This window comes from Pseudomonas sp. v388, assembly GCF_003935425.1.
Taxonomy (GTDB): Bacteria; Pseudomonadota; Gammaproteobacteria; order Pseudomonadales; family Pseudomonadaceae; genus Aquipseudomonas.
The window spans coordinates 300,983-326,725 of record NZ_RHQN01000001.1 but is presented as its reverse complement, the minus strand read 5'-3'; the positions used below and the strand labels follow the sequence as shown (position 1 = coordinate 326,725).

The following is a 25,743-nucleotide window of genomic DNA, read 5'->3' as shown; positions in this document are numbered from 1 at the left end:
TCCGCGGCTGCATCAGGCGACCCTTTCACCGGTCCAGCCCAACTGACGTTCGATGGCCCGCCGATACGGGGTGCTGATCTGCGCGGGAACCTGTTCGATGTAGCGGCGCGCGTGCTCCAGCGTTTCACCGCTGAGGCCTGCCAGGTACGCAACGGCGTCCTGGTCACTGGGCACGCGTCCTTCTATGTTCATGTAGCGCGGCGGCAGCGCGGTCCACAGAACCGCATCGATCTGCCGTTCACGGGCCCAGCGAGTGATCACGCCGTCGCCGGCATGCGGGCCGCGGGAAACCAGCAGCGTGCCGACGCCGTCGTGGCGCTCAAGTGGAATCTGTTCGCGCGCGTGCAGGGCGGCGCTGGCCTGTTCCAGAGACTCGACCGCCATCAACGCCCAGTACACCGGCACGCTGGGTGCGTTCAGGCAGATCGCGGTGGCCAGCTCGCCGCCGTCGCCGACCCTGGAAAACTCGATCGGCACCTGCGGACCGTCGGCGTACCACTCGCCTGCCAGCGGCAGCGTATCCGGCTTCCAGATCAACGAACCCCAACCCAGGCATGCAATATTCAAATTCTGACTCCTGTACCGTTGCGTCGTGATGTTTTGTTGGGACAACGAAACGGCCCGAGCGTCCCTTTTTCTTGCGCAGCTGCCCAAGCCTGGCCCGACGCATCAAAAACAAGGAACTCAACCTGCTCCGCCGGCTCTCAAGCACAAGCAGTGGAGGTCCAGGTGATGTTGGATTTACTTGAGGAATACAACCGCAAGCGTGACTTCAACGCCACGCCCGAGCCATCGGGCGCATCCGGCAAAAAGGCCGGCAAGCGTGCCGGTGCGGCCCACGGCTTGCAGTTCTGCGTGCAGAAACACGATGCGACACGGCTGCATTACGACTTCCGCCTGGAAATCGACGGCACCCTGAAAAGCTGGGCGGTGCCGAAGGGTCCGAGCCTGGACCCCAAGGTAAAACGCCTGGCGATGCATGTGGAGGACCACCCGCTGGACTACGCCTTGTTTGAAGGTCACATCCCCGAAGGGCATTACGGCGCAGGCGACGTCATTGTCTGGGATCGGGGCATCTGGCATCCGGTGGGCGATCCGGTCGAGTCCTATCGCAAGGGCCGGATCAAGTTCGAACTGCAAGGCGAGAAACTGGCCGGCGAGTGGAATCTGGTGCGCACGCATCAGGAAGGCAAGCAAAAACCCTGGTTTCTCATCAAGCATCAGGACAACGCGGCGCGCCCTGAAAGCGAGTTCGACATCACGCGTGCCTTGCCCGACAGCGTGCTGAGCGACCGCACGCTGATTCCTCGAATTCCTCGAAAGCGCAAGGGCAAAGCCGTTGACCCCAAGCCTGCCGCAGAGGTTGCGCCACCGCGCAGGCGTGCGGCCTCCGGCAAGCTGAGTGGCGCCGTGGCGGCCCCGTTGCCCGAGGTGCTCAAGCCTGAACTGGCAACGCTGGTGGATACGGCGCCCGAAGGCGACTGGCGCTATGAACTGAAATTCGATGGCTATCGGATGATGGCACGGATCGACAACGGTGACGTCCGGCTGTTTACCCGCAACGGGCATGACTGGACCGCTAAACTGCCGCGGCAGGCCGAAGCTCTGGCGAGCCTGGGGCTGGAGTCGGCCTGGCTGGACGGCGAAATGATCGTCACCGACGCACACGGCGCACCGAGCTTCCAGTTACTGCAGAATGCGTTCGAGACCGGCAAGAGCGGTGCGATTATCTTTTATCTGTTCGACCTGCCGTACCTTAACGGCATGGACTTGCGCGAAGTGGTCATCGAGGAACGGCGCGGCGCATTGGCCAAGGTACTGGAGCGCAGCGAAGACGAGATATTGCGCTTTTCCGAAGACTTCGGCGAAGACGCCGGCGACCTGCTCAGCAGCGCCTGCCAGATCAACATGGAAGGCCTGATCGGCAAGCGCCAGGGCAGTTTCTACGTGTCGCGGCGCAGCGACGACTGGATCAAGCTCAAGTGCCAGCAGCGCCAGGAGTTCGTGATCGTGGGTTTCACCGAGCCCAAGGGCTCGCGCTCCTCCTTTGGCGCCCTGCTGCTGGGCCTGCATGACAGCGACAGCGGCCAACTGCGCTATGCCGGCAAGGTGGGGACCGGCTTCAACGCCCAGACCCTCAAGACCTTGCACGCGCAGCTCAAACCGCTGGAAACCGGCGCCCCTGCCGTGGCCAATCCGCCTACCGGGTTTGAAGCCAAGGGCGTGCACTGGCTCAAGCCCCGCTTGCTGGCGGAAGTCGCCTACGCCGAGATCACCCGCGAAGGCTCGGTGCGCCACGCCGTGTTCCATGGGCTGCGGGTCGACAAGCCGGCCCGCACCATCACGCAAGAGACGCCCAAGCCCGCGACGCAGGTGCGCTCGCCCGACCGGTCCGGCGCTGGCAAAGCCCGCGCCGCACCCGTCAAACCCGGCAGCGGCCGGATCCGCATCACCCACCCCGAACGGGTCATCGATGTGACCAGCGGTTCCAGCAAAATGCAGCTGGCCGAGTACTACGTCAGCGTGGCCGAGTGGATCCTGCCTACACTCAAGGATCGACCCGTGGCCCTGGTCCGGGCGCCGGAAGGTGTGGCCGGCGAGCTGTTCTTCCAGAAGCATGTCGAACGCCTCGCGATCCCCGGCGTCGAGACGCTGGAGAACGGTTCGGTGATGCTGATCAACAACGCCGAAGCGCTGGTGGGTGCCGTGCAGATGAGCACTATCGAATTCCACGCCTGGAATGCCCTTGCACCGGAACTGGAGCGGCCGGACCGCTTCGTGCTCGATCTCGATCCGGACCCGGCGCTGCCCTGGAAAAGCATGATCGAGGCCACCCAGCTGACCCTGACCGTGCTGGACGAACTGGGCCTTGAGTCATTCATCAAGACCAGCGGCGGCAAAGGCATCCATGTGGTGGTGCCGCTGACGCCCAAGGACGACTGGGATACGGTCAAGGGTTTCAGCCAGGCCATCGTCAATTACATGGCCCGTCTGATTCCCCAGCGTTTCTCGGCGGTATCGGGGCCGAAGAACCGCGTCGGCCGGATCTTCATCGACTACCTGCGCAATGGCCGGGGCGCGACCACCATCAACGCCTACGCTGCTCGATCGCGCCCGGGGCTGCCGGTGTCGGTGCCGATCTTCAAGGAGGAAATTCACGATATCAAAGGGGCCGACGCCTGGAACATTCATAACCTGCATGCGCGGCTCGGCGAGCTGGGCGAAGACCCGTGGGCTGGCATGCCCGGCGTCCGCCAGACGATTACCGCCGCCATGCGCCGACAGATTGAAATGAAATAACCCACCCGGAGAACATCATGGACAACTACCACATCACCAAGAGCGACAACGGCTGGCAGCTCAAGAAAGAAGGCGCAGCCCGGGCCTCCAAGACAGCGACCACCAAGGCGCAGATTCTGGAACTGGCCACGGACTATTTCGACGGCAAGACGGCGTCGCTGAAGATTCACAAGGAAGACGGCACGATTCAGGAAGAACGCACCTACCCACGCAGCGCCGACCCGAGCAAAACCAAGGGTTGAGCGGCGGCCAACCGGCTTCGGCACCTGCCTCGAGTGTGCCGGAGCCGGGCTATCCCAGGCCTTGTTCGGAAAACATCTCCACGATTGCATCGATCACCGCCCGCACCCTGGCCGTGTGCTGCAGATCGCCGTGGGTCACCAGCCACACGTCATAGGGTGTGCTGCGGGTGCGTTCCGGCCAGACTCGCACCAGACCGTCCATCTCGCCCATATACACCGGAATCTCGCCCAACCCGATGCCGGCCGCGATCGAGCGACGAACCAGCAGGCCCGAACCCAGGGTGGCAACTACCCGACCGCGATGCAGCGGTTCTGACACCAGCGCGGCATCCTTGCGTTGCAGGTGCGGTTGATAGATCACCAGATCATGTCCTTCGAAACCCGTCCCCGGCAGCGGCACGCCGTGGGTGTCGAGGTAGCCTTGGGAGGCGAACAGTCCCAGCGGCCAACGGGCGATGCGCCGGGCGATCAGGTCGGGATTTTCCGGCCGGGTGTTGCGGACCGCAATGTCCGCTTCGCGCTTGGAGAGGCTGGCCATCTGCGTGGACGCATCCAGGTGAACACGCACATCGGGGTGGCGAGCATGCACCCGCGCAATGGCTGGAATCAGAAAGTCCAGGGCCAGCGAATCGGTCGTGCTGACCCGCACTTCACCGGTCAGCCGGTCATCCAGGCCCTGGATACGGCGCTCCAGCTCCAGCGCCGAGTGCTCCATCTTCTCCACCGCGCTGAGCGCGGCTTCCCCAAGGGCGGTAAGTGCATAGCCCTCGGAGGTGCGCAGAAACAGCGTGGCATCCAGCGACTTTTCCAGCGCGACCACCCGCCGCCCCACGGTGGCCTGGTCGATGCCCAGCAACCGTGCCGCCCCGCGCAAGGTCGACTCGCGGCAGACCGCCAGAAACACCCGTGCGTCATCCCAGTTCATGGTGATTCTCCTGGTGATGCAGATTCGCATCAGTGTGTTGTGAAATCGCAGCATTATTGCATCAACCAAGGTCGGTATGATGGCACCATTCGTCATTCTCAGGATTGTGTCCATGAACCGCAGCAACCCTGCCCTCGCCTCGCCGTCCGCCGCGATCTGGTTTCCCATTTTCGCCGGGCTGTGCGCCAGCCTGGTCAGCGTGGGCCTGGCTCGTTTTGCCTATACCCCGTTGATTCCGGCATTGATCCACGCCAACTGGTTCAGCGCCGGTGACGTCGTGTACCTGAGCGCCGCCAACCTGGTGGGCTATCTGATCGGCGCACTGGCCGGCAGGCCGCTGGGTCAGCGCCTCACCAACAGGCTGGCGTTGCGCCTGATGATGGCGACCGTGACCCTGTCATTCTTCGCTTGCGCCTTTCCGGTGTCGCTGACCTGGTTTTTCGGCTGGAGGCTGCTGTCGGGCATTGCCGGCGGCGTCATCATCGTGCTGGTTGCGGCCACGGTGCTGCCTCACGTGCCGGCTGCCCGCAAGGGCCTGGCCAGCGGCGCGATTTTCGTCGGTGTCGGCCTGGGCGTCGCGGCCAGCGGCACACTGATTCCGCCACTCTTGAGCCTGGGCCTGCAGGACACCTGGCTCGGCCTGGGCTTGCTGGCGCTGGTTCTGACCGCCGCCAGCTGGTTCGGCTGGCCTGCGGCCCTGCCCCATGCGCACATCCGCGCCGAATCACAGGTTGCGGTCCGCACCGATCCGGGCGTGTACCTGCTGTACGCGCAATATGCGTTGATGGCTGCCGGTCTGGTGCCGATCATGGTGTTTCTGGTTGATTACGTGGCACGCGGGCTGGGCGATGGCGCTCACCTGGGGGCCGTGGTCTGGGTCATTTACGGCGTGGGGGCGATCCTCGGGCCAGTGACCTACGGCCTGATCGCCGACAAGCTGGGCGCGCGCAACGGTTTCCTGCTGGTGCTGGGGGTCCAGGCGCTGGCGCTGGGACTGGTGACGGTCTGGCACAGCGTGGCAGGCCTGATGCTGCTGGCGGTGGTGTTCGGTTCGTTCCCGCCCGGCATCGTGCCGCTGGCACTGGCACGCATCCATGAGCTGGTGCATGACCACCATCGCCAGCAGGTCGCCTGGAGCCGGGCAACCGTATCCTTCGCCAGCTGCCAGGCGATCGTCGGCTTCGCCTATTCGGCGCTGTTCAATGCCAGTGGCGGTGACTACGCCTTGCTGTTCGGCATCGCCTGCGCGGCCATCGTCCTGGCCATGCTGCTGGACCCGGCGCTGCGCCTGATCACGCATCGGCAGCGGGTACAGGCCGAATCGAACTGAATCATGACCGGCCAGCGACGTCACATTCTCACTGAGCATTTCACACAGGATATCCCGATGACATTGCCCCAACACATGACCCTGATCGAAATCACCCAGCCCGGCGGCCCGGAAGTGCTCAAAGCACGCCAGACACCGGTACCGACGGCCGCTGCCGGTGAGGTGCTGATCAAAGTTCACGCCGCCGGCGTCAACCGTCCGGACGTGATCCAGCGTGCCGGAAAATACCCGATGAAGCCGGGCATGAGTCCGATTCCCGGCCTGGAAGTGGCTGGAGAAGTGGTCGCCCTCGGTACCGGCGTCACCGAATTTGCCGTGGGCGACAAGGTCTGCGCGCTGACCAATGGCGGCGGCTACGCCCAATACTGCGTCGCGCCGGCCGGCCAGACCCTGCCGATCCCCAAGGGTCTGGACTGGGTACGAGCCGCGGCAATTCCGGAAACGTTTTTCACCGTCTGGGCCAACCTGTTCAGTATCGGTCGCGCCAGCAAGGGCCAGCGCGCGCTGATCCACGGCGGCACCAGCGGCATCGGCACCACCGCGCTGATGCTGTGCAAGGAGTTTGGCGTGCAGGCGTTTGCCACCGCCGGCAGCGAGAGCAAATGCCAGGCCATTCGCGACCTGGGTGGCGAGGCCATCAATTACAAGGAACAGAGCTTCCTCAGTGCAGTGAAGGAAATGACCGGCGACGTGGGTGTCGATGTGATTCTCGACATCATGGGCGGCTCGTACCTGAACGATAACGTCAGCGCCCTGGCCATGGACGGTCGGCTGGTGATGCTCGGTTTTCTGGGCGGCGCCCAGGCCAAGGAAGTGGACCTGCTGGCCATTCTCGGCAAGCGCGCCACGGTGACCGGTTCGCTGATGCGTTCGCGCACCGGGGAAGAAAAGGCCGCGATCGCCGACCAGTTGCGTGAGCACGTCTGGCCGGCGCTGGATGCCGGGCGCTGTCTGCCGCTGATCGACAAGGTCTACCCGCTGGAGGACGCCGCCCAGGCCCACGCCCGCATGGAAGCCGGCGATCACATCGGCAAGATCGTGCTGAGCGTGATCTGAAAGACCGGTGCAGTGCATCGACCACGCGCGGTCACCGCGCGTTTCCCAGGCCGCCAGCCCGTGATGCTTACCTGCCGGCGGCAAGCCGCTGCGGTCGGCGGCTCAGCGCAAGTTCAGCGGATCACACGTGGCTGCGCGACACGTTGCGCGCCGTGGAGGTGCGGGTCAACAGCAGATCGGCAACGACCAGCACCAGCAAGCTGCAGCCCAGCACCGGCAGGCTGATGCCCAGCACCACGGCGACCAGCAGCAACCCGATCCGCGTCCAGCCGGTAAGCCGGGACCAGCTCTGGAGCAGGGTCGGCTGTGAAGCCAGGCTCGGCCGACGCCGCCACGCCATCAGATAACCCATGACCACCATCACCACCAGCCCCCCGGCGAAGAATACCAGCAGCAGCTGGTTGGCCAGCCCGAACAGCACGCCCATGTGCGCATCGATGCCCCAGCGGGTGAGTTTGGCGGGCAGCGAATAGTCGGAAAACTCCACGTGATCCACCACTTCCAGCGTCGTGGGATTGATGGCCACCGAATCGACCTGGGTCGGCCAGCGGCGGTCGATCTCGTTGACCACCCAGGCCTTTTGCGCCGAGGCTGCCGGGCGAATCTCGATGCGTGACGCCTGGACGTTGGCCAGCCGCGCCGTGGCCAGCACGGCGTCGAACAGCGCCGGTTCCACAGCCTTGCTGGCGCTGGTCGCCGGCATATGCAGGTGGTGCTCGGCATGTTCGTCCGCTGCCTGATGCATGGTGTGATGCGCATCCATCGACATGTCCATGCCCGCAGCGGTCTGCAAGGTGGTGGCGACGCTGGGCGTGGACCAGCCATACCAGCCACGCAACACGCCGATATTGCCGCCGGCGTATTGCGACCAGGTCAGGCCGGTGGCGGAAAAGAACAGCAGCCCCACCAGCAGCCATAACCCGACAGTCGCATGCAGGCCCCGCAAGGTGCGGCGCGGCCCCTTGGTCTGTCGACGGCGCACCGCCCACAACACCACGCCGCCCAGCGCTGCGACCCATAGCCAGGAGGCAGCCAGTTCGCTGTACAGGCGGCCGACGTCGCCCAGCAGCAGGCCACGGTGAAACTGGTCGATCAACGTGCGCAGCGGCAGCACACCGCTGGTGCCGTAGACGGTCATGTCGCCGCGAATTTCGCCGCTGACCGGGTCGATGAACAGCGCACGGTGTTCCGACGCGCCCAATTGCGGCGAGCTGAACATGATGCGCGTGGTATCGCCCTCGCCCGGTGCAGGACGCACGGCGGCGACCGTCAACAGCGGACCGACCTGTTGCTGTGCTCGGGTCACCTGGGCGGCCAGGCTCAGGCGCGGACCTTGACTGTCGGCGTGCAAGGCGTGGGCATACAACAGGTTTTCGATCTGCGGCGTCAGCGCATACAGCACGCCACTGAGGGCCGCGACGAACAGAAACGGGCCGACGAACAGGCCGATATAAAAGTGCAGCCTTTTCAACAAGGCCACCAGGGCAGTCGGCGCGTGCGGCGCCGGTGCGGGTTGGAACTCTGACATGGGACATACCAATGAAAACGCAGGCTCGGTGAACGATTCACCAAGCGGGCTTTGAGCGAGTGTGATGGTTGCGCGACGGGTGTCGCCGTGAAGCCGCCACGCTTGTCAGGGAGCGTGGGGGTTGAGTCCGCTGGAGCAGTGACGCAAAGGCGTGAGGTGCCACGCGTAAGGAACGCTGATTCGGGGCTGACGACGGCGTTGCAGCCAACCCAGGGCGACGAAAAATACCAGTGCCAGGGTCAGGGTGGCGCCGAACGAACAGTTCTCGAACATCGGCATGCTCATGCCGTTCATGTCGCTGGACTCCCCCGAGGCCGGCATGGCGGCGTGGTGCTCGCCCATGGCCGGCATGCCATGATGGCTGTCGCAATCGGCCGCCTGTTCACCGGCAGTTCCACCCGCCGCAAATGCCTTGAGCATCTGGCCATGGCCAAAGCTGCAGGCGAGCCCGTTGAACAGGATCAGCGCGAGCAGGATCAAGGCCACGGGCAATCGGCGGGTTCGAAGTGAGTTCATGGGGGCGAAATTTACCACTGTCGCCGCCCTGCGCCTATGGGCGACACGCCATGACCCTGCCGTTCATAAGGCTTTGGTGCGCACACCACCGGCCGGCAAGGGCCGAGCGCCGCCTGCGACCGGTTGACGCAGGCGACCGCGTTCAGCCTTGCAGCTCACGCAACCCGGCGGCGGCCTGCGCCGCGAGAGCAGGAACGTCCACATGCATCAGCCTGCCGGCCTGCTTGATGATGCGTCCGTCGGCGATCACTGTATCGACATCCGAGGGCGTGGCCGACTGCACCACGCTTGCCACTGCATCAGAAACCGGAAACATGCCCAGCCGCCGCGCATCGATCAGCACCAGGTCAGCGCGTTTGCCGGGTGTAATGGAGCCGGTGACGCGCCCCAGACCCATGGCCGTGGCACCGCCCAGGGTTGCCCAGTGCAGGACGTCCCGAGCGGTCAGCGCCTGTTCATTGCCGGTCATGCCGACCGCCAGGTTCAAGGCGGTCTGCATGACCATGAACGGGTTGGCATTGCCGCCCAGCACCAGCGTGTCGATGCCCAGGCTCAGCGGCACCCGCGCCTCATGAAGCGTCGCGACCTGCGGCAGGCCATAGCCGACGCGCATTTCGGTCAACGGCGTCAGGCACACCGAGGCGCCGCTCTGGATAATGCTGGCGATGTCCTGGGCATCCACATGGGTGGCATGCACCAGCTGCACCGAAGCATCCAGCATCCCGCGTTCGACCAACTGCTGCACGGCCTTCTTTTGCTGCATCTGGGCGGTGACGCTGATATGGGCGGAAACCGGCAAGCCCTGCTTACGGGCAAAGGCGAATTCCTGCTCCCAGACAGGCGCCTCGGTACGCTCCGGCCCGCGAATCGCCAAGCCCAGGTCGATACGTGCTGGCCCCGACGCCTTCAACCGGGCCTGCATGCGTTGAATGCTCTTGAAATCCATGGGCGCGGTGGCGGGCAGGTCCTGGGCGTAGCCGTACCACAGACGGGCGCGCAGGCCGCTGTCGGCCAGCGCCTGCAATTCGGCCTCGGCAAATTCCGTAGTGCGTAAATTGTGCGCCCAGTCATTGACCGTGGTGATTCCGGCATTGGCGGCTTCCGCCAGGCCCAGGCGCACGCTCAACGCGGTGAGCTGCGGGGTGAAACGCGAACTGGTCGCCAGCTGGGATTTGAAGAACCGCTCGCCGGCGGGCCTGGGCGCGCTGCTGCGCAGCAGGCTGTTCCACAAGTGCCAATGGGCATCCACCAGGCCTGGGATCAGGATCATGCCACTGGCATCGATGATGTGCGCCCCGCCACTCTCGAGCTGCCGACCGACCGCGACGATGCGGCCGTCATCGATCAGCACTTCCCCGTCAACTATGTCGCCCAGTTGCGGGTCCATGGTCAGCACCGTGGCATGGCGGATCAGCACAGGCCCGGCGGGCATCGGGCCTGCCGGTTGTCGACCGGGCGCGGCGCAGGCCGGCAAAGCCAGCCCGACAGCCAGTGCTGAAGCAAATTTGAGCAGCGTGCGGCGGTTGAAGCCGTGCAGCGGTCCAGTCGTTGGCGGCATGGTCTTGTCCCTCAGTTGCGTGATAGCAAGCGTCGACGGTGGCGGGCAACCCGGCCCGAACGCTGCACGGGCGTCCGGCAGGCGGCCGATCAGGCCTTGGCGGCCATCGCCGTGACTTCCACACGCATGCCTTCGACCGCGAGAGCGGCGACGCCCACCGCAGCGCGAACCGGCCACGGTTTGGCGAAGAAACGTTGGTAAACCTCATTGAATGCGCCGCGGTCCGCCATGTCGGTGAGGTAAATCGTCAGGTGCAGCACCCGGTCCATGGAACTGCCGGCACGCTCCAGCGCCACCTTCAATGCCTGCAATGTGCATTCGCTCTGCTCGACGATACCGCCCAGCTCCAGGCTGCCATCGACGCGGGTCGGGATCTGTGTCGACACCAGCAGCCCGCCGAAACCGGCGACGTCGGAAGAGATGGAGTCTGCGTCAGGGTCGGGAATGAACGTGAGGTCGGAGTTTGCCATTGCGGGCCTCTTGGTGTGTTGTGTGTGAAGAACGGATGAAAAGTCCGGGGGCCGAAGTCTACAACGCACGGCACCGGTTGGGGCGATCGTCATTGGTCACTGACCGGTTCTCCGTTCTCCAGCATCCAGCGCAGCAGCCTGACCAGCGGCACCCGATGCTGGCACACCCGGCGCCAGCGGACCTGGCCGTGGCTGTACAGCTCCGCGTAACGACTGAGCAGTACATGGTGCCCATCCTCGCTCAGGTGCAGCTCGGTGTCGCTGCAATACAACGTGTGGCTGCACGGCCTGATGCGCGCGTGATGCAGCACCAGCACCTCACCGCCGGCGGGCATCGGCTTCACCGGCGTCACACATGAACCCGTCCTGAACCACCGCGCCGGACTTGCCTTCCATCACAAAGTCCGCCCGGCGTCGGGCGACGGCGTCCCGCAGCGCTGCGTAATAGTCCGGCTGTCGGCGCAGCTGGTCGGTCTGGGGCAATGCCTTGGCACGGCCATCGACGATACCGCCCACCGTATTGACGGTGCCCAGCGTGTCCAACGTATCGCTGTGGCTGCCCAACGGGTCGACCGCGAAGCTCAGCAATTTACCGGTGGCATCCCGCAGGTTGGCGGTGCCCAGCAGCGGCAGTTCGACGACAGGCCCATTGGCCAGGTTCCATACGCCGAAGGTCTGGCCGAAGTCGGCCTTGTGGCGCTCGATGCCGATGCGTCCGGACACATCGATCAGACCGACAATGCCTGCGGTGGAGTTGATCAGAAACCGGCCCAGGGTATTGACCGAGCGCCAGCCGTTGCCTTGCAGCACATCATTGATGAACACCTTGGGCTCGCCGAAGTTGGCTACAAAATTGTGCACCCCCGCCTGTACCGGCTCGGGCAGGTGCAGATAGCCCCGGGCGACCGGCGCCAGCGCGTAGTCGTCCAGGGTGCGGTTGAACGCAAAGATGCCACGGTTGAACGGTTCGGCAGGGTCATGAACCGTGTAGAAGCCCCTGTCACAGGGTGCAGGTGCGGAATCGGGCGCACCGGCGCAACCGCCAACCAGCACGATGGCAAGACTCGCGGCACTGAAACGAATGACAGGTAAGGCGCGTTGGATGGTCGGCATGCACGGAACTCTCGTCAGGGATTGCAGAGCATGCTGCCTGCCGATCTTTGCCTCAGGATTGCCCGTTTATTGCCTGACGGTCGCTTTATTGCCGGATTGAAATATATGACGCGGCGCGCCGAATGATTTTAGATAGGCGCACTTTTCCGATTACGGCAGCGAGCCCAGCGTGAGCCATCTACTCCTCGTGGACGACGACCTCGAAGTCCTCGCCCTGCTGCGCAAATTCCTCGAGCAACACGGCTACAGCATCGCCGTCGCCACGGACGGCCCGAGCCTGTGGCAGGCGGTGGCCGCACGCATGCCGGACCTGATCCTGCTCGACGTGATGCTGCCCGGCGACAACGGGCTGGTGCTCTGCCAGCGACTGCGTGCCGAACACAGCGTCGCGGTGATCATGCTCACCGCCATGGGCGAGCCGACCGATCGCGTGGTGGGCCTGGAGCTGGGGGCCGACGATTACCTGACCAAGCCGTTCGATGCTCGGGAGCTTTTGGCCCGCGTCCGCGCCGTGCTCAGGCGTACCGGCGAGGTGCGTCCGGTCAGCCATGGCGCGGCCCGCACCGTTCTGGAGTTCGCCGACTGGCAGCTGGACCTTACCCGGCGCGAGTTGCGCTCGCCGGACAAGGTCATGATTCCGCTGTCGGCCGGTGAATTCGAGTTGCTGCTGGTGTTCGCCGAGCACCCGCGACGGATTCTGTCGCGTCAGCAATTGCTGGATCTGGCCCGCGGCCAGGCCTGTGATGCCTATGATCGCAGCATTGACGTGCAGGTCAGCCGCTTGCGCCGCAAGCTGGAACGCGATGCGGTTGCCGAGCCGATGATTCGCACCATCCGCAATGGCGGCTACCTGTTCAGCCCCAGCGTGATCAAGCGATGAGCCTGCTCGCCCGGCTGCGCCGGCCGCGCAATACCGTGGCGCGCTGGATCGCCTTGACCACCCTGATCGCCATGCTCACGTCGCTGGCCCTGAACGGGATTTTCAGCCTGCTGGGTGGCGTCTGGGCACGCCCGCCGCTGCTGGAAACCGGCCTGCTGGACAAACTGGCGGCGGTGAGCCGCATCGTCGACTCGGTGACACCGGATCAACGTCCCGCCCTGCTCGCGGCGGTCAATGACGGCGTGTTCAGCGCCCGCTGGTTGCCGCGCCGGGAAGACGCTCGGGTGCCCCATGTCGATGACCCTGCCTTTCGCGAAGGCTCTCCGCTGTTGCGTCACCTGCTCGACCGGCCGGCCGCCCGCATCGAGGCCTATGAACCCAGCGACTGGCCGGCGGACCGCGACGACAGCCGTTACGTGCTGCTGATCGAGCTGAGCGATCATTCATGGGTCATGTACTCGGTGCCTACCCGCATCTGGGGCGTGGGTGAACTGCCCCGTCACCTGTTGATCCTGCTGCTGATGTTATCCTCCACCACGGCGGTGGCGCTGATCGCCACCCGGCACCTGGCCGCGCCGCTGGAACGCTTTGCCGAGGGCGCGCGGCGCTTCGGCGCCGATTTCCGGGCGCCGCCGATTCCGGTGGTCGGCCCCCATGAAATCCGCCAGGCCATCCTGGCCTTCAACGCCATGCAGGCCCAGCTGCAACATTTCCTCAACGACCGCACGCAAATGCTCGCCGCCATTTCCCATGACCTGCGCGCCCCGCTCACCCGCATGCGCTTGCGTGGCGAATTCATCGAAGACGCCGAGCAGCAATCGAAACTGTTCCGGGACGTGGACGAGATGCAAGCGATGGTCAACAGCGCCCTGGAGTTTTTCCGCGACGACGCCCGCCTGGAACAGGCAACCGCCTTCGATCTGGCCGAGTTGCTGCGCACAGTGGTCGACGACTGCAAGGACGCGGGCACCGACGTGGCGTTAAGTGTGCCGCTGCGTTTCGTGTACGTGGGTCGGCCCATCGGCATCAAGCGGGCACTGGTCAATCTGCTGGATAACGCGATCAAGTACGGCCATGAGCCGCAGGTCACGCTGCAGGTGGGCAATGAGCGGATCGAAATCCGGGTGCTGGACCGTGGACCGGGCATCGCACCCGAGCAGCAGGAACGGGTATTCGCGCCTTTCTACCGCCTTGAAGGTTCCCGCAACAAACACACCGGCGGCGTCGGCCTGGGCCTGCCTGCCGCCAGGGCCACCGTGCTGGAACACGGCGGCAGCCTGACCCTGAGCAACAGAACCGGCGGCGGGCTGGAAGCCTGCATTCGACTGCCGGTGGCTTGAGTCGTCAGCCTGCAGCGCACTGGTTGCTTTCCTTCAGCGCTTCCAGGATCAGGCTGAACGCGGGTGACGGCAGCCGCCGGCTTGGGTAGTACAGGTGATACCCCGAGAACCAGGGGCACCAGTCTTCCAGGACCCGCACCAGCCGGCCGTCGGCCAAGTACGGAGCGAATTCGTCCTCAGGAAGATACGCGATACCCAACCCTTCCAGCGCCGCCGTGGCGATATGCGGGGTGGTGTTGAAAATCAGCTGCCCCTCGACCCTGACGCTGACCTTGCGTCCGCGCCGCTCGAACTCCCAGGGATCCACGGCACCCCGGGTGGGAAAGCGGATGTCGATGCAATTGTGCTGGATCAGGTCCTGGGGCTTTTTCGGCACCGGATGGCGAGCAAAGTACGCCGGTGACGCCACGGCGGCCATGCGCAAATGCGGCCCGATGGGCACCGCGATCATGTCCTTGTGCACGGTGTCGCTGAAACGAACCCCGGCGTCGAAGCGGTCGGCCACGATGTCGCGGAACCCGTAGTTGATGTCCAATTCCAGCTTGATGTCGGGGTACGCGTGGAGCACCGGCATCAACCGCGGCAACAGGGTGTGCTGGACCACGAAGTCGCCGCAGGTGATACGCACGGTGCCTGCCGGTTTGTCGCGAAGTTCGGTCAGGGCGTCGAGTTCCAGTTCGATTGCGTCAAACCGCTCACCGATGGCCTGCATCAGGCGTTCCCCGGCGCTGGTGGGTGAAACGCTGCGGGTGGTGCGGGTCAGCAGGCGGATCCTCAGGCGCTTTTCCAGCCCCGACACCGTCTGGCTCAGGGCCGATTGGGTCACGCCCATTCGGGCTGCCGCGCGCGTGAAGCTGCCTTCACGGGCGACCGTCAGAAAGGCCTGGAGATCATTGAGGTTGTGTCGCGGCATCGGCTGAAGGTCCCGTCATTGATAAGCAAGACTTATAGCGTGGTTCACTGTTCATTAGCTTATCAAGCATGACCGATTCCCCGAGACTACGGCAAGCCCGTCGATTGCCTCGATCAGGTCCGAATGCGCGACGAATCGATGCAGCTTCGCCACCATAAGCCCCTTCAATGAGGGCAGCGTGCCCTTTGGAGGCCAGTGGGCGGCCGTCCTGCTGGCGATCCGCTGCGCAGCGGCAGCAAAACCCGATCAGGTTCCCTCACCCGTCGCCTGGCGGTACTGGCGGGGCGTGAAGCCGGTGAGGGTTTTGAACTGGCGGGAAAACGCGCTGTGGTCGGTATAGCCGCATTGCATCGCGATTTCGGTGATCGGCAGATCGGTGAGCAGCAGGCGATGGGCGTGTTCGAGCCGAACCTTGTGGATCATCTGCCGCGGGGTCAGGTGGAACACCCGTTTGCAGTAGCGCTCCAGTTGCGCCACCGAAATCCCTGCAATCCGGGTCAGTTCGCTCATCGCGACCGGCCGGTCAAAATGTCTGCGGATGTGCTCGTCCACCGCCGCCAGCCGTTGATACGCCGGGTGGCTGTCGCTGGCGGTCTGCAGGTCGACGGAAATCCCTGCCAGCCCGATGATCCGGTTGTGCGCGTCGTGAATGGGCCGCTTGTGGGTCAGGCACCAACCCGGCTCGCGACTGCCGTACAAGTGCAGCTCCAGCTGGTTTTCCAGCACCAGCCCCTGCTCCAGCACGCGTCGGTCTTGCTCGGTGTAGCCGGGGCCCAACTGTTCGGGAAAGACCTGGGCGCTGGTTTTTCCCAGCAGCGGCTGCAACTGCTTCAACCCGCAGCGCTGGACCAGCGTGTGGTTGGCCATCAGGTAACGGGCCTGCACGTCCTTGATGAAAATCACTGCGTTGGGGATCGCATCCAGCAGCGGCAGCAACGGCGCCACAGCGTTGAGCAGGTCTTCGATGCTGGCCGGTCGGCCCGGACCGTCTGCGTGGCACAGCTTCGCAAGCGCGGCGGGTGTCATTGATCACCTTTTAGTCGGAGCAACAGCCGCGAATCTAGCACCTCGGCGCGGCGGCACGAAACCGTCACTGTGCCGATTTCGTCACCGACGGTGATGAAAATCATCAAGCATCCAGCCGCCCGTGGGTTCACTGTGTCTGCGCCATCCGTTCAGACCAAGCGACCATCCACCACCTGCGGGGTGCGGCCATGCCGTCGACGCTATGAAAACGATTCACGTCATCGACTCCCACACCGGCGGCGAACCCACGCGCCTGGTGATTACCGGTTTCCCAGAACTGCCCGGGCGCACCGTTGCCGAAAAGCGCGATGCCTTGCGCGACCACCACGACCACTGGCGCCGCGCATGCCTGCTGGAGCCTCGGGGCAATGATGTGCTGGTCGGCGCCCTGTATTGCGAAGCGGAGTCGCCCCAGGCCACCTGCGGCGTGATTTTCTTCAATAACAGCGGCTACCTGGGCATGTGCGGCCACGGCACCATCGGGCTGGTCGCATCGCTGCATCATCTGGGGCTAATCGGCCCCGGCCTGCATCGGATCGATACGCCGGTGGGCCAGGTCAGCGCGATGCTGCATGAGGATGGTGCGGTGACAGTGGGCAATGTCCCTGCTTACCGGTTGCATAAACAGGTCGCGGTGGAAGTGCCCGGATATGGCCGATTCCTGGGCGACGTGGCCTGGGGCGGCAACTGGTTTTTCCTGGTGTCCGAACACGGCCTGCCCCTGCAACTGGACAACGTCGAGCGGCTGACGGCATTCACCTGGGCGATGCTCCAGGCCCTTGAGGCACAGGGCATTCATGGCGCGGACGGCGCGTTGATCGACCACGTCGAACTGTTTGCCGAGGACGATCAGGCCGACAGCCGCAACTTTGTCATGTGCCCCGGCAAGGCTTACGACCGCTCGCCTTGCGGCACCGGCACCAGCGCCAAACTGGCGTGTCTGGCGGCGGACGGCAAGCTGGCCGAAGGCGAGCCATGGGTTCAGGCCGGCATTACCGGCAGCCGCTTCGAGGCCCGCTACGAGTGGCACGAAGATCCATGGCAAGTCGGCCGCGTGCGCCCGTTCATTACCGGCCGTGCCTACATGACCGCTGACAGCACGCTGCTGATCGACGAACAGGACCCTTTTGCCTGGGGCATCTGAACTCACTCTTGAGAGAAACGACCATGAACGACATCTTCAGCGGCTGTATCCCTGCACTGATGACCCCTTGCACCGCCGAGCGCCAGCCGGACTTCGACGCCCTGGTCGCCAAGGGCCGGGAACTGGTCGATATCGGCATGCGCGCAGTGGTGTATTGCGGCTCCATGGGCGACTGGCCGTTGCTTAGCGAAAGTCAGCGTCAGGAAGGCGTGGCGCGACTGGTGGCGGCAGGCGTACCGACCATCGTCGGCACCGGCGCGATCAACAGCCGTGAGGCGATTTCCCATGCGGCCCATGCCGCCCACGTCGGTGCCCACGGCCTGATGGTGATTCCACGGGTGCTGTCCCGCGGCGCCTCGGCGGCGGCACAAAAAGCCCATTTCTCGGCCATTCTCTCGGCCGCGCCGCAATTGCCGGCGGTGATCTACAACAGTCCGTATTACGGCTTTGCGACCCGCGCCGAGCTGTTCTTCGAACTGCGCCGCACCTATCCGAACCTGATCGGCTTCAAGGAATTCGGCGGCGCTGCCGACCTGCGCTATGCCGCCGAACACATCACATCCAAAGACGAGAACGTCAGCCTGATGGTGGGCGTCGACACGCAAGTGGTGCATGGCTTCGTCAACTGCAATGCCACCGGCGCCATCACCGGAGTCGGCAACGCCCTGCCCCGCGAAGTGTTGCAACTGGTGGCCTTGAGCAGGCTAGCGGCGCAAGGAGACGCTCGGGCCAGGCGACTGGCCGGTGAGCTTGAATCGGCGCTGGCGGTGCTGTCTTCGTTCGATGAGGGCTGCGACCTGGTGCTCTATTACAAGCACTTGATGGTACTCAACGGCGACACCGGCTATGAACTGCACTTCAACGACACCGACCTGTTGAGCGACGCCCAGCGGCGCTACGCCGAAAGCCAGTACAGGCTGTTCCGGACATGGTACGCCAACTGGTCGGCTGAGCAGACGCTGATTTCATGACGGCCCAAAGCCAGGGCACGCCGCTGACCACCGACATTGCCGTGGTGGGCGCCGGCATCATCGGCGTCGCCTGCGCCTTGGCGTTGGCGCGCCAGGGTCGCCGGGTGCTGGTCATCGACGCCCAGGAACCCGGTCGCGGCGCGTCGTATGGCAATGCCGGGCATCTGGCGACCGAGCAGGTGTTTCCCATCGCCGACCTGTCACTCGTCAAACGTCTGCCCGGCATGTTGCTGGACCCCTTGGGGCCGCTGCGCCTGGACTGGCGCTATCTGCCGCCGGCCCTGCCCTGGTTCGCCCGGTTGCTGTTGAACCTGCGGACTGCGCCTTATCAGCGCACCGTGCAAGGGCTTCGAGGTCTCAACGAACCCAGCCTCGAAGCGTGGCGACGCCTGCTCGGAAGCGTCGGGCGGCGCGACCTGCTGCGCGAAGACGGCTCCCTGCTGGTGTTTGAACGCGCCGAGTCCCGTCAGTCGGTCGAGGCCTTGCAGGCCAGCCTGTTCCGCCAAGGCGTACCGGTCGATCGATGGCAGGCCCAGGCCGTGCAGGATGCGGCGCCGCAGTTGAGCAAAGGGCTGCAGGGCGGTCTGTTTTTCCCGGCCACTGCCCATGTGCTCGACCCGTACCTGGTGCTGTGCGCCCTGGTCGACTCGGCGCACGCCGCCGGCGTGCGGTTTCACACGCGGGAGGTCATCCACGGTGAAACGCGAAGCAATGGGGTGGTATTAAGGACATTTGACGGCCGCATCCAGGCCGCTCAAGTGCTGATTGCCTGCGGTGCACATTCAGCTGCCCTGACCCGCCAATTGACCGGCAAACAGGTTCCGCTGGAAACCGAACGCGGTTATCACCTGATGCTGCCCCACGAGCATGGGCGATTGCCGTTCGCGGTCACGTCGCTGGAGCGCCGGTTCATCATGACGCCGATGAGTGAAGGCTTGCGGCTGGCCGGCACGGTGGAGTTCGCCGGCCTGCATCGCCCGCCGAATATGGGACGCGCCTGGCAGTTGCATCGGTTGAGCAAGGGGTTGTTTCGCGAAGATCTGAACGTCGAAGGCGCGACACCCTGGATGGGCTTCCGCCCTTCCCTGCCCGATTCGCTGCCGATCATCGACCGGGCGTGCGATGCGCGAGTGTTATTGGCGTTCGGCCATCAACATCTGGGGCTGACCCAAGCGGCGATTACCGCCGAATGGATCGCAGACCTGGCGCTGGCCCGAAGCCGCAAGCAGCCATCGCTGGATGCGTATCGGCTGGACCGGTTTTGAACCGCACGGAAGGACCCAATGCGCCCAGTCCCCCAGGCGTCGGCCAGTTGGCGCCTACGGATTCGGGGTAGACATGGCGCGCCGAGCCGCATTGCGCTGCAGCAGATCCCGGCCGCTGACCATCACAATGCCTGCCAGCACCAGCAGCGCACCGAGGATGAACGAAAGCTCCAGCTGTTCGTCCAGCAGGCCGACGCCGAATGCGACGCCGAACAACGGCGTCATGAACGACAGCACGCCCAGTCTCGACGCAAGATAGCGGCGCAGCAACCACAGCCAGGTGAGGAAGCTGAACAACGACACCGCCAGGGTCTGGAACGTGAGGCTGGCGACGGCAACGGTGCTCACGTGCACCTGGGTCTGGCCGCTCAGCCAGGCCACCAGTATCAGAATGACGAACGCGGCCGCCAGTTGGTACAACAATGCCAGCGGCGCCGGAGCGTTGGACAGGTTGGAACAGCGAATGGTCAGGGTCGTCGCGCCCCAGAACACCGCGCCGGCCAGCCCGAGCGCATCGCCCAGGCGCTGTTCGCTGGCTGAAACGCCGGGGGGCGCCGGGGACTGGAACGCCAGAACCACGCCGCAGAACGCGATCAGAATACCGGTCCATTGCAGCGCGGTCAGGCGCTCGCTCGGAAACCGGAAATGCAGGCCGAGGGCGGCGAAAATGGGCGCGGTGTAGAGGAAAATCACCATATGCGCGGCCGAGGTAAAACGCAGCCCTTCGGCCACGGCGACGAATTCCAGGGTGTACAGCACGCCCACCGCCAGCCCGGCGCGCCAGGTACTCACGCTTCGATTCAGGGTATCGCGCCGCATGATCAGCAGCAGCGCCACCAGAACACTGGCGATTCCGGACCGTAAGGCCACCTGCAGAACCGGGGCGATATCCGGAGCGGCCGCCTTGATTGCCACTTGCTGCAGGCCCCAGATGGCACACAGCAAGGTCATCAGTGCCGCGGCCTGGCTGTCGATCGGCTTACGAGTGTCCACGATGCGCCATCCCGAAATGAAGATGTGCCCAGTCTGTGGCAGGCGGATACGCGGGATATAGCTTCAAAACGCCAGCCGATAGCGCATAATCGCCATTCGCTCACGAATCGAAGGTGTCACCATGAGCCAGCCCGCCGTGCACCTGCTCGTCGCACCGTTCTCCGACTCCATTCCGGCGCCGATCTTTTTCCGCGCCGCGCGAGTGCCGGCGTCGGCCAGCTATCCGGTGCATCAGCACCCTTGGGGAGAGTTCGTGTATTCCTACAGTGGCGTGATGGAGGTCAGGCTGGCGGACAATCACTTCATCGCGCCACCGCAATACGGCGTCTGGCTGCCGCCCCAGGTCGAGCATCAAGGCCTCAATCGCCAGGAAGCCTGTCACTGCTCGCTGTACGTGGCCAGGCACCTGTGCAGCAAGCTGCCGACCGCAGCCTGTGCGATGACCATCACGCCCTTGATCCGGGCGTTGCTCGACGAGCTTCGCGCAGCGCCGCCGCAACCCGAACACACCGCCGAAGACAGCCGCCTGCTGCAGGTCCTGGTCGACAAACTGAGCCAGACGTCCCTGGCCGGCACCTGGTTGCCCGGTTCCAGCGACCCGGCCCTGGCCACCGTGCTGGCCGCGCTTGAGCGTGACCCGTCCGACTCCCGTTCGCTGGGCGACTGGGCGCGACTGGCCAACTCCACTGAAAGAACCCTGCTGCGCCGCTGCCATCGCGACCTGGGGATGTCGCTGGCGCAGTGGAAGCAGCGGCTGATGGTGGTGCGGGCGCTGGAGTACCTGCGCAATGGCGCCACGGTCGAGCACATCGCGCTGGACCTGGGTTACAGCAGCTCGTCGTCGTTCATCAGTATGTTCCGCAAGCTGACCGGCGAAAGCCCGGACGAGTACCGACGTGCAAGGCTGGAAACCGGCGGCTGAATTCGACGGACCGGCGGTCGCTGCACTCGCTTGGGCGTGCTAACGTGCCGGCACGCCCATTTTGAAGTCATTCGCCCATGTCCATCGCCGACAACCTGCTGGCCTTCACCCTCGCCGCCACACTGCTGACCCTTACGCCCGGCCTGGACACAGCTTTGATTCTGCGAACCGCCACCGTCGAAGGCAAGCAGCAGGCCCTGCGCGCCGCACTGGGCATCAATGTCGGTTGCCTGTTGTGGGGCGCCGCCGTGGCCTTTGGTCTAGGCGCGCTGATCGCGGTCTCGGAACTGGCCTTCAACCTGCTCAAATACTGCGGTGCAGCTTATCTGTGCTGGCTGGGGCTGAACATGCTGCTGCGGCCGCGCACTTCGCTGTCGCCCATGCAGACTGATCGCAAACCCGGCACCGGCTGGTTCTTCAAGGGCGTGACCGGCAACCTGCTCAATCCCAAGATCGGTATTTTCTACGTGTCATTCCTGCCGCAGTTCATTCCCCAGGGTGCGCCGCTGGTGGCCTGGACCTTCGGCCTGGTCGCCATCCATGTGGTGATCGGTTTGCTGTGGTCGATGACGTTGATTGCTGCGACCCAGCCGTTGGCCGGCGTGTTGCGTCGCGGGCCGGTGATCAAGTGGATGGATCGCACCACCGGGCTGATTTTTGTCCTGTTCGCGGCGCGCCTGGCATTGAGTAAACGCTGATCGATGGAGCCACACATGACACCCCGCGAGCTTGCCGATTTCTATGACGCCTACCTCGCCTGCCTGAATGCCCGGGACTGGGCCTGCCTCGGCGATTTTGTCGGCCGCGAGGTCATGCACAACGCACGGCCGCTGGGGCTGGCCGGCTATCGGCAGATGCTGGAGCAGGACTACCGCGACATTCCCGACCTGCGCTTTTGTGTCGAGCGCCTGGTCTGCGAAGGCAACACCCTTGCCGCCCGCCTGCACTTCGACTGCCACCCGGCCGAGACTTTTCTGAACCTGCCCGTCAACGGCCGGCGGGTATGCTTTGCCGAAAACGTCTTCTACGAGCTGGAGAACGGGCGTATCGCCCAGGTATGGTCGGTGCTGGACAAGGCGGCCATCGAACAGCAGCTCGTTTCGCGCTGAACGCCGGTCAGCGCACAGCGCGCCTATGCCGATGGCCTGCTAGCCTGAGTGGTCTGCCGATCATTTCAGCAAAGGAGGCGCGGCATGGATACGTTCACCGGAGGTTGCCTGTGCGGCGACGTCAGGCTCCAAGCGTCGGGCCGGCCTTACCGGGTCGGCCTGTGTCACTGTCTGGACTGCCGCAAGCACCATGGCGCGTTGTTCTATGCGGCGGCGATCTTTCCAGCGAGTGCAGTCACCATCAGCGGCGAAACCCACGACTACGCCGGGCGCTGCTTCTGCCCGCGCTGCGGCTCGTCGGTCTTTGCCCGCGCCGGCGATGAGGTCGAAGTGAGCCTTGGCGCGCTGGACGCCCCGGACCAGCTGGCGCCGACCTACGAATGCTGGACCGTGCGCCGCGAGGCCTGGCTGCCGGCGTTCCCTGTGCCCAGGCGCTATGAACGGGATCGTGAGGCGTCAGGGCGTCGCGAAGACTGACGCCCGCTCATGTCAGGCTGCGCAAACGAACGCCAGTACCCGTTCAAGCATCCGGTCGCAGGCGTCCAGTTGCGCGATGCTCACGTACTCGTCCGGCTTGTGCCCTTGATCCATGCTGCCCGGCCCACAGACCACAGTGGGAATACCGGCCTGGTCGAACAACCCGCCTTCGGTGCCGAACGCCACCGTGCCGAACTCTGCGCACCCGCTGAATTGCGCGACCCATTGCGCCGCCTGGCTGTGCGCCGCAGTGACCAGGCCGGGGTAGCTGGAAAGCTCGGTGAAGCGGATGTCGCTCTGGCCACTGACCGCTCGCATGGCTGGCAGCAATGCGTGTTCGGCGTAGTCGCGCAGTTGCTCGGCCACCTGCCACGGGTCAAGCGCCGGCAAGGCGCGGATTTCAAAGTCGAAGCGACAGGCGTCGATGTGCGACGGGTCGCTGCCGGCTTCCGAGCCCCATGGTCTGAGCGGCCGCTTCGCCAGCCAGCTGGCGCCCAGGGGATCGTGCGTACCCTGACCGCACCCTGCGCTTGCATTTGACCAACCGGTCCACAATCCCTAGGGTGGCGGGCTTTGTGTATGTCTGAGGCATTTATGACCACCCGCTACAAGCTACCTTCCACTGTCTACCTGCTGGGTTTGACGATCTTTTCCCTGGTGACGGCCGAGTTCATGGTGGCGGGGATGATGCCCGCGCTGGCCGATGCGTTCTCGGTGAGTCTGGCCAAGGTCGGCAATCTGATTGCCTTCTATGCCCTGGGCATGGCGCTGGGCGGGCCGCCGGTGACGATGCTGCTGCTTTCCCGTGGGATCAGCAACAAGCGGGCACTGGTCGGATTGCTGGCGGTGTACGTTGCGGCCGGTGCGCTGGCTGCTTCCGCCCAGAGCTATACGGTGCTGGCGCTGGCGCGAGTTCTCATGGGCGTGTCCAGTGCGGCGTGCATCGGCTTGTGCATGACCCTGTGCGCCGGACTGGTGCCTGCCCAGGCACGTGGCCGGGCGATTTCGGTGGTGCTGGCCGGTTTGATGCTGTCACCGGTTATCGGCGTGCCGATGACGGCCTGGGCCGAGCAGCATTTCGGCTGGCGTGCCAGTTCGTGGCTGGTGGTGGTATTGGCGCTGATCTGCACGGGATTGGCGGCCAGTCGCCTGCCGACCGCCGAAGCCGGCAGCGAGCCACCGTTGCGTCGCCAGTGGGCGGCCCTGAAAAACGGCAGCCTGTGGGGCGCCTATATCACCAGCGGCCTGATCATCGGCGCCACCTTTGCTGCCTTCAGCTATTGCGCACCGATCCTGATCCAGGAAGTGGGTATCGCACCGGCCAATGTTGCTCCGCTGCTCGCGCTGTACGGCGTGGCCAACGTGGTGGGCAATATCATCGTGGGACGCTTCGCCGACCGTTACACCATCCCCGCAGTGGTCTGGGGCCTGGGGGTGATGGTCGTGGCACTGGGCGGTTTCGCGCTGGCGGGCGACCACCTGTGGCTGAACCTGGCCTGCTTCATGGCGCTGGGCCTGACCGGCGTCGCGCTCAACCCGGCGATGGTCGCACGGGTCATGAAAGCCGCCGAACCTGCCGCCATGGTCAATGCCCTGCACACCTCGGTCATCACAGCAGGACTGGCCTTCGGCAGTTGGGCCGGTGGTGCAGTCATCGAAGCGGGCCACGGCCTGCGCGCGCCGCTGTGGGTGGGCGCTGCGATGGCGTTCATCGGTTTGCTGAGCCTGGTGCGGTTCGGCAAAAGCCGGGAAGTGGCACGCTCGTGTGCTTGATCTGACGAACTGATCAGGCCGGCAGCGTTCCATTGCCGCTGCCGATGATCTCGGCGTAATCATTGACCTTCTCAACGTAGGTCGCGGTGCCGGTGCCGTACTTGGAAATGTCGGCCACGTTCTGAGGATTGACGTTGAGCGGCCCGGAATTATAGGCGCGCAGTGCCAGGTCCAGGCTGCCGAAGTCGGCCAGTTGCTCTTTGACATAAAGCGCGCCGGCCATGATGTTGGTCGTCGGGTCGCTCAGTTCCTTGTCGCCCAGCAGGTCAGGGTATTTGGCCTGCAACTCCTTGAAGGTTTCCGGGTTGACCTGCATCAGCCCGGTGTCGCCCATACCGTTGCCGCCATTGACCGTGAGCGCTGCGATATCGCCACGGGACTCGTCCCAGATCATGCCGGCGATCACATTGGCCGGAACGCCAGACGCATCGGCGGCATCCTGGATCGCGCCACGAAACTGTTCGAGCTGCGCAGGAAGGTGCAGGCCGGCCTGGCTGCTGTCAATGTTGTCGCCTGCGAGCGCATAAGACTGTGTGGGCAACGGGTCAACGCCCAGGTCTTCAACGCGCTGCAACAGGGGTTCGGTAACAGACGGCGGCTGCACGTCCTTCGTACCCGTACCGCTGCCGCCGCCCATGGCGTCCATCACCGGCTGCATCACATCAAGCTCGGCCTGAAAATGCTGCGCCAATGCCTCATTGCCGGCCGCTTTGGCCTGGTCTCGCGCTTCCACCCGTCGCTCCCATTCAGCGGCCCAGCCGCCGCCGGCTGCCGGTACCTGCTCACTTTTGCTGCGTTCCACGGCCTGATCGAAGCGTGCGCCTCCTGCGTCATCGGGTTGCACGGCAGCGGCTGGAGCGACAGGGGAAATGCTCATCGTGGTTCCTCACGG

26 protein-coding genes and 1 pseudogene are annotated in these 25,743 nt (G+C 64.7%); 14 read left to right on the top strand and 13 right to left on the bottom strand.

The window, feature by feature from the left end:
• Positions 1 to 12: 12 nt before the first annotated feature.
• Entirely contained in the window at positions 13 to 567 is a 555-nt protein-coding gene (locus tag EGJ27_RS01470) for a hypothetical protein (RefSeq protein WP_177522900.1), read from the bottom strand.
• 165 nt (positions 568 to 732) lie between these two features.
• Between EGJ27_RS01470 and ligD the strand changes: the two genes are divergently transcribed.
• Both ligD and EGJ27_RS01460 read left to right on the top strand, forming a co-directional pair.
• Positions 733 to 3,300 (top strand): DNA ligase D, encoded by a 2,568-nt coding sequence (gene ligD / locus EGJ27_RS01465; RefSeq protein WP_125828937.1) that lies wholly within the window; start codon positions 733 to 735, stop codon positions 3,298 to 3,300.
• A gap of 17 nt (positions 3,301 to 3,317) precedes the next feature.
• The gene (locus EGJ27_RS01460; protein WP_125828936.1) at positions 3,318 to 3,542 is read left to right on the top strand and encodes a DUF2188 domain-containing protein; all 225 of its coding nucleotides are present in this window, start codon (positions 3,318 to 3,320) and stop codon (positions 3,540 to 3,542) included.
• A 49-nt stretch (positions 3,543 to 3,591) separates the two neighbouring features.
• Here the strand turns inward: EGJ27_RS01460 and EGJ27_RS01455 are convergent, their stop codons facing one another.
• Positions 3,592 to 4,467: a LysR family transcriptional regulator gene (locus EGJ27_RS01455; protein ID WP_125828935.1), complete on the bottom strand. Its 876-nt coding sequence runs from the start codon at positions 4,465 to 4,467 to the stop codon at positions 3,592 to 3,594.
• A 112-nt stretch (positions 4,468 to 4,579) separates the two neighbouring features.
• Here EGJ27_RS01455 and EGJ27_RS01450 point away from each other — a divergent pair, with 112 nt between their 5' ends.
• Positions 4,580 to 5,797 carry a YbfB/YjiJ family MFS transporter gene (locus EGJ27_RS01450; RefSeq protein WP_125828934.1) on the top strand — a complete coding sequence of 406 codons (1,218 nt, stop codon included), beginning with the start codon at positions 4,580 to 4,582 and terminating at the stop codon, positions 5,795 to 5,797.
• Positions 5,798 to 5,854: 57 nt separating this feature from the next.
• Positions 5,855 to 6,853: an NAD(P)H-quinone oxidoreductase gene (locus EGJ27_RS01445; protein ID WP_125828933.1), complete on the top strand. Its 999-nt coding sequence runs from the start codon at positions 5,855 to 5,857 to the stop codon at positions 6,851 to 6,853.
• A 121-nt stretch (positions 6,854 to 6,974) separates the two neighbouring features.
• Here the strand turns inward: EGJ27_RS01445 and EGJ27_RS01440 are convergent, their stop codons facing one another.
• From EGJ27_RS01440 to EGJ27_RS01415, 6 genes are all read right to left on the bottom strand, one after another.
• Positions 6,975 to 8,381, bottom strand: coding sequence for a PepSY domain-containing protein (locus EGJ27_RS01440; protein ID WP_125828932.1), 1,407 nt, complete (start codon positions 8,379 to 8,381; stop codon positions 6,975 to 6,977).
• Between the two features lie 105 nt (positions 8,382 to 8,486).
• Complete coding sequence (locus tag EGJ27_RS01435; RefSeq protein WP_125828931.1) at positions 8,487 to 8,897, bottom strand: MYXO-CTERM sorting domain-containing protein; 411 nt, start codon at positions 8,895 to 8,897, stop codon at positions 8,487 to 8,489.
• Between the two features lie 142 nt (positions 8,898 to 9,039).
• Entirely contained in the window at positions 9,040 to 10,455 is a 1,416-nt protein-coding gene (locus EGJ27_RS01430; RefSeq protein ID WP_125828930.1) for an amidohydrolase family protein, read from the bottom strand.
• 89 nt (positions 10,456 to 10,544) lie between these two features.
• A complete protein-coding gene (locus EGJ27_RS01425; RefSeq protein WP_125828929.1) occupies positions 10,545 to 10,925 on the bottom strand; it encodes a RidA family protein in 381 nt (126 codons plus the stop codon).
• An 89-nt stretch (positions 10,926 to 11,014) separates the two neighbouring features.
• A complete protein-coding gene (locus tag EGJ27_RS01420; protein ID WP_256672615.1) occupies positions 11,015 to 11,260 on the bottom strand; it encodes a hypothetical protein in 246 nt (81 codons plus the stop codon).
• On the bottom strand, positions 11,244 to 12,038 hold the full coding sequence (locus EGJ27_RS01415; RefSeq protein ID WP_125828928.1) for a VacJ family lipoprotein: 795 nt from the start codon (positions 12,036 to 12,038) through the stop codon (positions 11,244 to 11,246). Before EGJ27_RS01415 ends, EGJ27_RS01420 begins: the two co-directional genes overlap by 17 nt.
• Before the next feature lie 169 nt (positions 12,039 to 12,207).
• On the opposite strand from EGJ27_RS01415, the gene EGJ27_RS01410 reads away from it, so the two are divergent.
• The gene (locus EGJ27_RS01410) at positions 12,208 to 12,918 is read left to right on the top strand and encodes a response regulator (RefSeq protein WP_125828927.1); all 711 of its coding nucleotides are present in this window, start codon (positions 12,208 to 12,210) and stop codon (positions 12,916 to 12,918) included.
• Positions 12,915 to 14,258, top strand: coding sequence for an ATP-binding protein (locus EGJ27_RS01405; protein ID WP_125828926.1), 1,344 nt, complete (start codon positions 12,915 to 12,917; stop codon positions 14,256 to 14,258). Before EGJ27_RS01410 ends, EGJ27_RS01405 begins: the two co-directional genes overlap by 4 nt.
• Positions 14,259 to 14,262: 4 nt before the next feature.
• Here the strand turns inward: EGJ27_RS01405 and EGJ27_RS01400 are convergent, their stop codons facing one another.
• Together EGJ27_RS01400 and EGJ27_RS01395 are read right to left on the bottom strand one after the other, a co-directional pair.
• On the bottom strand, positions 14,263 to 15,171 hold the full coding sequence (locus EGJ27_RS01400; RefSeq protein WP_125828925.1) for a LysR family transcriptional regulator: 909 nt from the start codon (positions 15,169 to 15,171) through the stop codon (positions 14,263 to 14,265).
• Between the two features lie 246 nt (positions 15,172 to 15,417).
• Positions 15,418 to 16,197, bottom strand: coding sequence for an AraC family transcriptional regulator (locus EGJ27_RS01395; protein WP_125828924.1), 780 nt, complete (start codon positions 16,195 to 16,197; stop codon positions 15,418 to 15,420).
• 202 nt (positions 16,198 to 16,399) lie between these two features.
• On the opposite strand from EGJ27_RS01395, the gene EGJ27_RS01390 reads away from it, so the two are divergent.
• Genes EGJ27_RS01390 through EGJ27_RS01380 form a run of 3 tightly spaced genes read left to right on the top strand, consistent with a single transcriptional unit; the run spans position 16,400 to position 19,577 of the window.
• Positions 16,400 to 17,341 (top strand): 4-hydroxyproline epimerase, encoded by a 942-nt coding sequence (locus EGJ27_RS01390; RefSeq protein ID WP_125828923.1) that lies wholly within the window; start codon positions 16,400 to 16,402, stop codon positions 17,339 to 17,341.
• Between the two features lie 23 nt (positions 17,342 to 17,364).
• Positions 17,365 to 18,312, top strand: a complete 948-nt coding sequence (locus tag EGJ27_RS01385; protein ID WP_125828922.1) for a dihydrodipicolinate synthase family protein — start codon at positions 17,365 to 17,367, stop codon at positions 18,310 to 18,312.
• Positions 18,309 to 19,577 carry an FAD-binding oxidoreductase gene (locus EGJ27_RS01380; RefSeq protein WP_125828921.1) on the top strand — a complete coding sequence of 423 codons (1,269 nt, stop codon included), beginning with the start codon at positions 18,309 to 18,311 and terminating at the stop codon, positions 19,575 to 19,577. The genes EGJ27_RS01385 and EGJ27_RS01380 overlap by 4 nt, the downstream gene beginning before the upstream one ends.
• Before the next feature lie 54 nt (positions 19,578 to 19,631).
• Here EGJ27_RS01380 and EGJ27_RS01375 read toward each other — a convergent pair whose 3' ends face one another.
• The gene (locus tag EGJ27_RS01375) at positions 19,632 to 20,570 is read right to left on the bottom strand and encodes a DMT family transporter (protein WP_125828920.1); all 939 of its coding nucleotides are present in this window, start codon (positions 20,568 to 20,570) and stop codon (positions 19,632 to 19,634) included.
• A gap of 121 nt (positions 20,571 to 20,691) precedes the next feature.
• Between EGJ27_RS01375 and EGJ27_RS01370 the strand changes: the two genes are divergently transcribed.
• The 4 genes from EGJ27_RS01370 (at position 20,692) to EGJ27_RS01355 (ending at position 23,078) form a co-directional block, all read left to right on the top strand.
• Positions 20,692 to 21,492 (top strand): helix-turn-helix domain-containing protein, encoded by an 801-nt coding sequence (locus tag EGJ27_RS01370; protein ID WP_125828919.1) that lies wholly within the window; start codon positions 20,692 to 20,694, stop codon positions 21,490 to 21,492.
• A 77-nt stretch (positions 21,493 to 21,569) separates the two neighbouring features.
• A complete protein-coding gene (locus tag EGJ27_RS01365) occupies positions 21,570 to 22,190 on the top strand; it encodes a LysE family translocator (protein ID WP_125828918.1) in 621 nt (206 codons plus the stop codon).
• A 15-nt stretch (positions 22,191 to 22,205) separates the two neighbouring features.
• Positions 22,206 to 22,601 (top strand): ester cyclase, encoded by a 396-nt coding sequence (locus EGJ27_RS01360; protein WP_125828917.1) that lies wholly within the window; start codon positions 22,206 to 22,208, stop codon positions 22,599 to 22,601.
• 84 nt (positions 22,602 to 22,685) lie between these two features.
• On the top strand, positions 22,686 to 23,078 hold the full coding sequence (locus EGJ27_RS01355; protein ID WP_125828916.1) for a GFA family protein: 393 nt from the start codon (positions 22,686 to 22,688) through the stop codon (positions 23,076 to 23,078).
• A gap of 12 nt (positions 23,079 to 23,090) precedes the next feature.
• Here EGJ27_RS01355 and EGJ27_RS01350 read toward each other — a convergent pair.
• Positions 23,091 to 23,495: pseudogene (locus tag EGJ27_RS01350) on the bottom strand (M20/M25/M40 family metallo-hydrolase); the annotation flags it as partial.
• 162 nt (positions 23,496 to 23,657) lie between these two features.
• Between EGJ27_RS01350 and EGJ27_RS01345 the strand changes: the two are divergent.
• The gene (locus EGJ27_RS01345; RefSeq protein WP_256672614.1) at positions 23,658 to 24,851 is read left to right on the top strand and encodes an MFS transporter; all 1,194 of its coding nucleotides are present in this window, start codon (positions 23,658 to 23,660) and stop codon (positions 24,849 to 24,851) included.
• A 13-nt stretch (positions 24,852 to 24,864) separates the two neighbouring features.
• Here the strand turns inward: EGJ27_RS01345 and EGJ27_RS01340 are convergent, their stop codons facing one another.
• On the bottom strand, positions 24,865 to 25,728 hold the full coding sequence (locus tag EGJ27_RS01340; RefSeq protein WP_125828914.1) for a lytic transglycosylase domain-containing protein: 864 nt from the start codon (positions 25,726 to 25,728) through the stop codon (positions 24,865 to 24,867).
• Between the last annotated feature and the right edge of the window lie 15 nt (positions 25,729 to 25,743).

Excerpts from the sequence above, each read along its gene's own strand:
- EGJ27_RS01405 (WP_125828926.1), top strand. The coding sequence starts at position 12,915 with ATGAGCCTGCTCGCCCGGCTGCGCCGGCCGCGCAATACCGTGGCGCGC.
- EGJ27_RS01460 (WP_125828936.1), top strand. The coding sequence starts at position 3,318 with ATGGACAACTACCACATCACCAAGAGCGACAACGGCTGGCAGCTCAAG.
- EGJ27_RS01360 (WP_125828917.1), top strand. The coding sequence starts at position 22,206 with ATGACACCCCGCGAGCTTGCCGATTTCTATGACGCCTACCTCGCCTGC.
- EGJ27_RS01440 (WP_125828932.1), bottom strand. The coding sequence starts at position 8,381 with ATGTCAGAGTTCCAACCCGCACCGGCGCCGCACGCGCCGACTGCCCTG.
- EGJ27_RS01370 (WP_125828919.1), top strand. The coding sequence starts at position 20,692 with ATGAGCCAGCCCGCCGTGCACCTGCTCGTCGCACCGTTCTCCGACTCC.
- EGJ27_RS01385 (WP_125828922.1), top strand. The coding sequence starts at position 17,365 with ATGAACGACATCTTCAGCGGCTGTATCCCTGCACTGATGACCCCTTGC.
- EGJ27_RS01430 (WP_125828930.1), bottom strand. The coding sequence starts at position 10,455 with ATGCCGCCAACGACTGGACCGCTGCACGGCTTCAACCGCCGCACGCTG.
- EGJ27_RS01415 (WP_125828928.1), bottom strand. The coding sequence starts at position 12,038 with ATGCCGACCATCCAACGCGCCTTACCTGTCATTCGTTTCAGTGCCGCG.
- EGJ27_RS01345 (WP_256672614.1), top strand. The coding sequence starts at position 23,658 with ATGTCTGAGGCATTTATGACCACCCGCTACAAGCTACCTTCCACTGTC.
- EGJ27_RS01425 (WP_125828929.1), bottom strand. The coding sequence starts at position 10,925 with ATGGCAAACTCCGACCTCACGTTCATTCCCGACCCTGACGCAGACTCC.
- EGJ27_RS01365 (WP_125828918.1), top strand. The coding sequence starts at position 21,570 with ATGTCCATCGCCGACAACCTGCTGGCCTTCACCCTCGCCGCCACACTG.
- EGJ27_RS01455 (WP_125828935.1), bottom strand. The coding sequence starts at position 4,467 with ATGAACTGGGATGACGCACGGGTGTTTCTGGCGGTCTGCCGCGAGTCG.
- EGJ27_RS01380 (WP_125828921.1), top strand. The coding sequence starts at position 18,309 with ATGACGGCCCAAAGCCAGGGCACGCCGCTGACCACCGACATTGCCGTG.
- EGJ27_RS01355 (WP_125828916.1), top strand. The coding sequence starts at position 22,686 with ATGGATACGTTCACCGGAGGTTGCCTGTGCGGCGACGTCAGGCTCCAA.
- EGJ27_RS01420 (WP_256672615.1), bottom strand. The coding sequence starts at position 11,260 with ATGCCCGCCGGCGGTGAGGTGCTGGTGCTGCATCACGCGCGCATCAGG.
- EGJ27_RS01445 (WP_125828933.1), top strand. The coding sequence starts at position 5,855 with ATGACATTGCCCCAACACATGACCCTGATCGAAATCACCCAGCCCGGC.
- EGJ27_RS01435 (WP_125828931.1), bottom strand. The coding sequence starts at position 8,897 with ATGAACTCACTTCGAACCCGCCGATTGCCCGTGGCCTTGATCCTGCTC.
- EGJ27_RS01450 (WP_125828934.1), top strand. The coding sequence starts at position 4,580 with ATGAACCGCAGCAACCCTGCCCTCGCCTCGCCGTCCGCCGCGATCTGG.
- EGJ27_RS01400 (WP_125828925.1), bottom strand. The coding sequence starts at position 15,171 with ATGCCGCGACACAACCTCAATGATCTCCAGGCCTTTCTGACGGTCGCC.
- EGJ27_RS01395 (WP_125828924.1), bottom strand. The coding sequence starts at position 16,197 with ATGACACCCGCCGCGCTTGCGAAGCTGTGCCACGCAGACGGTCCGGGC.
- ligD (WP_125828937.1), top strand. The coding sequence starts at position 733 with ATGTTGGATTTACTTGAGGAATACAACCGCAAGCGTGACTTCAACGCC.
- EGJ27_RS01340 (WP_125828914.1), bottom strand. The coding sequence starts at position 25,728 with ATGAGCATTTCCCCTGTCGCTCCAGCCGCTGCCGTGCAACCCGATGAC.
- EGJ27_RS01390 (WP_125828923.1), top strand. The coding sequence starts at position 16,400 with ATGAAAACGATTCACGTCATCGACTCCCACACCGGCGGCGAACCCACG.